Genomic DNA, 4,988 nt, shown 5'->3' with positions numbered 1-4,988 from the left:
TGTTTCGGGCACAGGTTGAAGGAGAAACGCAGGCAGTGCTTGGTGATCATCACCGGCACCTCGCCGGTTTCCTCATGGGCCTCGTAGGCCGCGTCGATCAGCTTGACACCGTGGCGGTGGTAGAAGTCACGGGCCTTCTGGTTGTAGACGTTGGCCAGAAACGACAGGTGCGACTCTGGGTACACCGGTGCCGGCACCGTCTCGGCCTTGCGGTTGCCGCGAGGGTGGGCTTTGATGCGTGCGGTGGTGAGCGCCTCGATGACTTCACGGCGCAGAGCCTTGAGCTGCGAGTTGGGAATGAAGAACGCCTGGGGCGCATCCAGCTCGATGGCGTTGGCGTGGTACTGGGTGGTACCCAGCTGGCCGAGCAGGTCATGCAGTTGCTCCAGCGCCTGTTCCGGCTTGTTGGCGACGCCAAACGGACCGTTCAGGGTGACGCTGGCACTGATGCCTTCCTCGCTGGTGGCGGTGAGTTCAAGACGCTCTTCACGCAGGCGGGCAACCCACGACAAGCCGATCCGGCGCTCGGCCGAGGTGCGCTGCAGGGCTTGCTGCCAGTCGTGGTCCAGGTTGCGGCTCAGCGGATGGCTTGGGCGCAGACGGTGCATGCCCTCGGGCATCTCGTTGGGCTCGACGCGGTAGCGGTAGCGCTTGGCGCCGTCTTCCTCGAACTCGCCCTTGAGCTCGGCGATGTTCGCGCGGAAACCCACCACCTCACGCTTGATCTGCACGTTCAGGCCATCGCCGTTGGACAGCGGCGCGTGGGTCACCACCATCAAGTCGCGCTTGCCGGCTTTTTCGACCACGCCCACCGGAAGGCCGGTGAAGGTCGGGGTGTCGAAGGCGCCAATGTCGATCTTGCGGTCGGTGACGAAATAGTCGGTGCTGCCCCGGTGGAAGGTCTTGTCCGGATCGGGCACGAAGAAGTGCGCGGTACGCCCGCTGGAGGCACGGGCGAGCTCCGGGCGGCCTTCCAGGATGTCGTCCAGGCGCTGGCGGTAATAGGCGGTGATGTTCTTCACGTAGCCCACGTCCTTGTAGCGGCCTTCGATCTTGAACGAGCGCACGCCAGCATCGACCAGATCGCGCAGGTTGGCGCTCTGGTTGTTGTCCTTCATCGACAGCAGGTGCTTCTCGAAGGCCACGACGCGGCCCTGGTCGTCTTTCAGCGTGTAGGGCAGGCGACAGGCCTGGGAGCAGTCGCCGCGGTTGGCGCTGCGCCCGTTCTGCGCGTGGGAGATGTTGCACTGGCCAGAGAAGGCCACGCACAGGGCACCGTGGATGAAAAACTCGATCGCCGCGTCGGTTTCATCGGCGATCGCGCGGATTTCCTGCAGGTTCAGCTCACGGGCCAGCACCAGCTGCGAGAACCCGGCCTGGTCGAGGAACTTGGCCCGCGCCAGGGTGCGGATGTCGGTCTGGGTGCTGGCGTGCAGCTCGATCGGCGGGATGTCGAGCTCCATCACGCCCAGGTCCTGGATGATCAGCGCATCGACACCGGCATCGTGCAACTGGTGGATCAGCTTGCGCGCAGGCTCCAGCTCGTTGTCGTGGAGGATGGTGTTGATGGTGGTGAACACGCGCGCGTGGTAGCGCCGGGCGAACTCCACCAGCTGGGCGATCTCGCCCACCTCGTTGCAGGCGTTGTGCCGCGCGCCGAAGCTCGGGCCACCGATGTAGACGGCGTCGGCGCCGTGCAGGATGGCCTCGCGGGCGATGCTGACATCGCGGGCAGGGCTGAGCAGTTCCAACTGATTTTTGGGCAAGGACATGTAGTTTTAGTCTGGCTTGTCACGGTCAAGGCGCGCATTGTAGCCGCGAAATGCCCGCGCGGCACCCGCGCGCTGCCCGGTGGCCCGGTGGCCGCTGGCGCATTTTCGCTGAACGCTTGCCGACAGCCCCCGGTCGTACCTTGATAACGCAGCTTGCTGCGATAAAAAAGCACGAACCGTGAGGTCTTTATGAGCGAGATGACAACGGCCCAGGCCGGGCAGGCGATCAGCCTGACCCTCAATGGCCAGCCCCGACAGCTGCAGGTGCAACCGTGGCTCACGCTGCTGGACCTGCTGCGCGACCAGCTGGACCTGGTGGGCAGCAAGAAAGGCTGCGACCACGGCCAGTGCGGCGCCTGCACGGTGTTGCGCAACGGCGTGCGCGTCAATGCCTGCCTGACCCTGGCCATCATGTGCGACGGCGATGAGCTGACCACCATCGAAGGCCTGGCTGACGGCGACCAGTTACACCCGATGCAGCGTGCCTTCATCACCCAGGATGCCTTCCAGTGTGGCTACTGCACGCCTGGGCAGATCTGCTCGGCGGTCGGCCTGGCCCGAGAAGGCCGTGCGCGGACCCGCGAGCAGATCCAGGAGTTGATGAGCGGCAACCTGTGCCGCTGCGGCGCCTACAGCAATATCATCGCGGCCGTCGAGGAGGCACTGCCGCAGATGCAGGACAGCCAGCGGGGAGGGCAGCCCTCATGACACCGTTTGCCTACAGCAAGCCCACCGACGTCAGCGAGGCCGTCAGGCTTGCCGGGCCGGCCACCCGCTTCATCGCCGGTGGCACCAACCTGGTCGACCTGATGAAGGAGAACGTCACCCGTCCCGAGCGGCTGATCGACATCAACGGGCTGCCGCTGCACGACCTCCAGGAGACCGCCAGCGGCGGCCTGATGATCGGTGCCTTGGTGAGCAACGCCGACCTGGCCTGGAACACGCTGATCGAGCAACGCTACCCGCTGCTGTCCGAGGCCATTCTGGCGGGCGCGTCACCCCAGCTGCGCAACATGGCCAGCACCGGTGGCAACCTGTTGCAGCGCACCCGCTGCTACTACTTCTACGACGCCGCGACCCCGTGCAACAAGCGCGAGCCGGGCACCGGCTGTCCGGCGCGCGAAGGCCTCAACCGCATCCATGCGATTCTTGGGGCCAGCGAGGCCTGCGTGGCGGTGCATCCCTCCGACATGTGCGTGGCGCTGGCGGCCCTCGAGGCCGTGGTGCACGTGCAGGGCAAGGCGGGCGCGCGCCAGGTCGCTTTTGCCGACTTCCACCGCTTGCCAGGTGATACCCCGCAGCGTGACAACCAGCTGGCCGACGACGAGCTGGTCACCGCGGTCGAACTGCCGGCGCCACGCTTCACCGGCCACAGCCGCTACCTCAAGGTCCGCGACCGCGCTTCCTATGCGTTCGCGCTGATCTCGGTGGCCGCGGCGCTGGAACTCGACGGCGAGCGCATCAGTGATGCCCGCCTGGCGCTGGGCGGCGTGGCGCACAAGCCATGGCGCGATCCGGCGGTGGAAGCGCAGCTCAAGGGCCGGCCCGCCACCCGCGGGACCTTCGAGCAGGCAGCGGATGCGCTGCTCAAGGGCGCCCGGCCCCTGGCCCACAATGCCTTCAAGATCCAGCTGGCGCGCAACGCCATCGTGCGCGCCTTCAGCGAAGCCGCCGGAGGGACTGCCTGATGAATCGCCCCAGAACGGTTTCCGGCCAGCCCATGGACCGCGTCGATGGCGTCGCCAAGGTCACCGGCCAGGCGCGTTACGCTGCCGAATATCCCCAGGACGGCCTGCTGTACGGCAGCGTGGTTTCCAGCAACATCGCCAGCGGCCAGGTGCTGAATATCGACTGCGACGCCGCGTTGCAGGTGCCTGGCGTCGCCTTGGTGCTGACCCACCGCAACCGTCCGCGGTTGGCCAGTTACGATGATGATTACAGCGACCAGGACGCCGCCGACGGCTCCCCATTTCGCCCACTGTACAACGACCGCGTGCTCTACAACGGCCAGCCGCTGGCCCTGGTGGTCGCCGACAGCCTCGAGCTGGCGCGCTATGCCGGCTCCCTGATCAAGGTCGAGTATCGCCAGGACAGCCACCAGACCGACCTGCTCGCCGGTCTGGGCAACAGTCATGACGCGCCCGCCGAGCTGCCCAAGCCGCGTGGCGATTTCCAGGGCCAGTTCGCCAGCGCGCCGGTGCGCGTCGACGCTCGCTACAGCACGCCGTCCGAGCACCACAACCCGATGGAACCGCATGCCTCCACGGTCATCTACAAGCCCGATGGCAGCCTGGAGATCCACGACAAGACCCAGGGCACGCAGAACTGCCAGGACTACCTGCACAAGGTTTTCGACCTGCCCAAGGAGAAGATTCGCGTGCGCGCCTCGTTCGTCGGCGGTGCTTTCGGCTCGGGCTTGCGCCCGCAGTACCAGTTGCCCCTGGCGGTGATGGCCGCGCTCAAGCTCAAGCGCTCGGTGCGCGTGACCCTGACCCGCCAGCAGATGTTCACCTTCGGCTATCGGCCGCGGACCTTGCAGCACCTGCGCCTGGGCGCCGATGCCGAGGGCCGGCTGCTGGCGGTGTCCCATGAAGCCACCGGGCAGACCTCCCGCTTCGAGGACTTCACCGAGCATGTCGTGGAATGGAGCGGCATGCTCTATCACTGCGATAACGTCGACCTGGGCTACAGACTCACGCCGCTGGACGTCTACACCCCGCTCGACATGCGTGCGCCTGGCGCGGCGCTGGGCCTGATCGGGCTTGAATGCGCCATGGACGAGCTGGCCGTGGCCAGCGGCATCGACCCTGTGCAGCTGCGCCGCATCAACTTCGCCGACAGCAATGGCAACGAAGGCAAGCCCTATTCCAGCAAGGAGCTGCACGCCTGTTACGACCAGGGCGCCGCGGCGTTCGGCTGGGCGCGGCGCAATCCTGAACCGCGCAGCATGCGCCAGGATCACCGCCTGGTTGGGTGGGGCATGGCCGGCGGCGTATGGGAGGCGATGCAGATGAAGGCCAGCGCCAAGGCACGCTTCGACAGCCAGGGCAAGCTGACCGTCAGCAGCGCCACCACCGACATCGGTACCGGCACTTACACCGTCATGACCCAGATCGCGGCTGACGCGGCAGGTGTGGCCGCGCAGGACGTGACGTTCCTGCTGGGCGATTCCTCGCTGCCCACGGCGCCGCTGCAAGGTGGCTCGTTCACCGTCTC

The 4,988-nt window shown here is 66.5% G+C and carries 4 protein-coding genes; 3 read left to right on the top strand and 1 reads right to left on the bottom strand.

What is annotated here, in order from left to right; genetic code table 11:
- Positions 1 to 1,772, bottom strand: a 1,772-nt coding sequence (locus tag VJS90_RS20125; protein ID WP_324123387.1) for a U32 family peptidase, incomplete at its 3' end; no start/stop codon positions are given.
- 198 nt (positions 1,773 to 1,970) lie between these two features.
- Between VJS90_RS20125 and VJS90_RS20120 the strand changes: the two genes are divergently transcribed.
- The 3 genes from VJS90_RS20120 to VJS90_RS20110 all read left to right on the top strand — a co-directional run.
- Positions 1,971 to 2,480, top strand: coding sequence for a (2Fe-2S)-binding protein (locus VJS90_RS20120; protein ID WP_324123388.1), 510 nt, complete (start codon positions 1,971 to 1,973; stop codon positions 2,478 to 2,480).
- On the top strand, positions 2,477 to 3,460 hold the full coding sequence (locus VJS90_RS20115) for a xanthine dehydrogenase family protein subunit M (protein WP_324123386.1): 984 nt from the start codon (positions 2,477 to 2,479) through the stop codon (positions 3,458 to 3,460). The genes VJS90_RS20120 and VJS90_RS20115 overlap by 4 nt, the downstream gene beginning before the upstream one ends.
- Positions 3,460 to 4,988 (top strand): xanthine dehydrogenase family protein molybdopterin-binding subunit (locus VJS90_RS20110; RefSeq protein WP_324123385.1); only part of this gene is annotated, 1,529 nt, incomplete at its 3' end. The genes VJS90_RS20115 and VJS90_RS20110, both read left to right, overlap by 1 nt.

Source organism: Pseudomonas sp., from assembly GCF_035277045.1.
Classification (GTDB): domain Bacteria; phylum Pseudomonadota; class Gammaproteobacteria; order Pseudomonadales; family Pseudomonadaceae; genus Aquipseudomonas.
Note: the sequence above shows the minus strand (reverse complement) of the source record. Positions and strands in the feature narration are given on the sequence as shown.

Coding starts and splice junctions, on each gene's coding strand:
- VJS90_RS20120 (WP_324123388.1), top strand. CDS start 1,971: ATGACAACGGCCCAGGCCGGGCAGGCGATCAGCCTGACCCTCAATGGC.
- VJS90_RS20115 (WP_324123386.1), top strand. CDS start 2,477: ATGACACCGTTTGCCTACAGCAAGCCCACCGACGTCAGCGAGGCCGTC.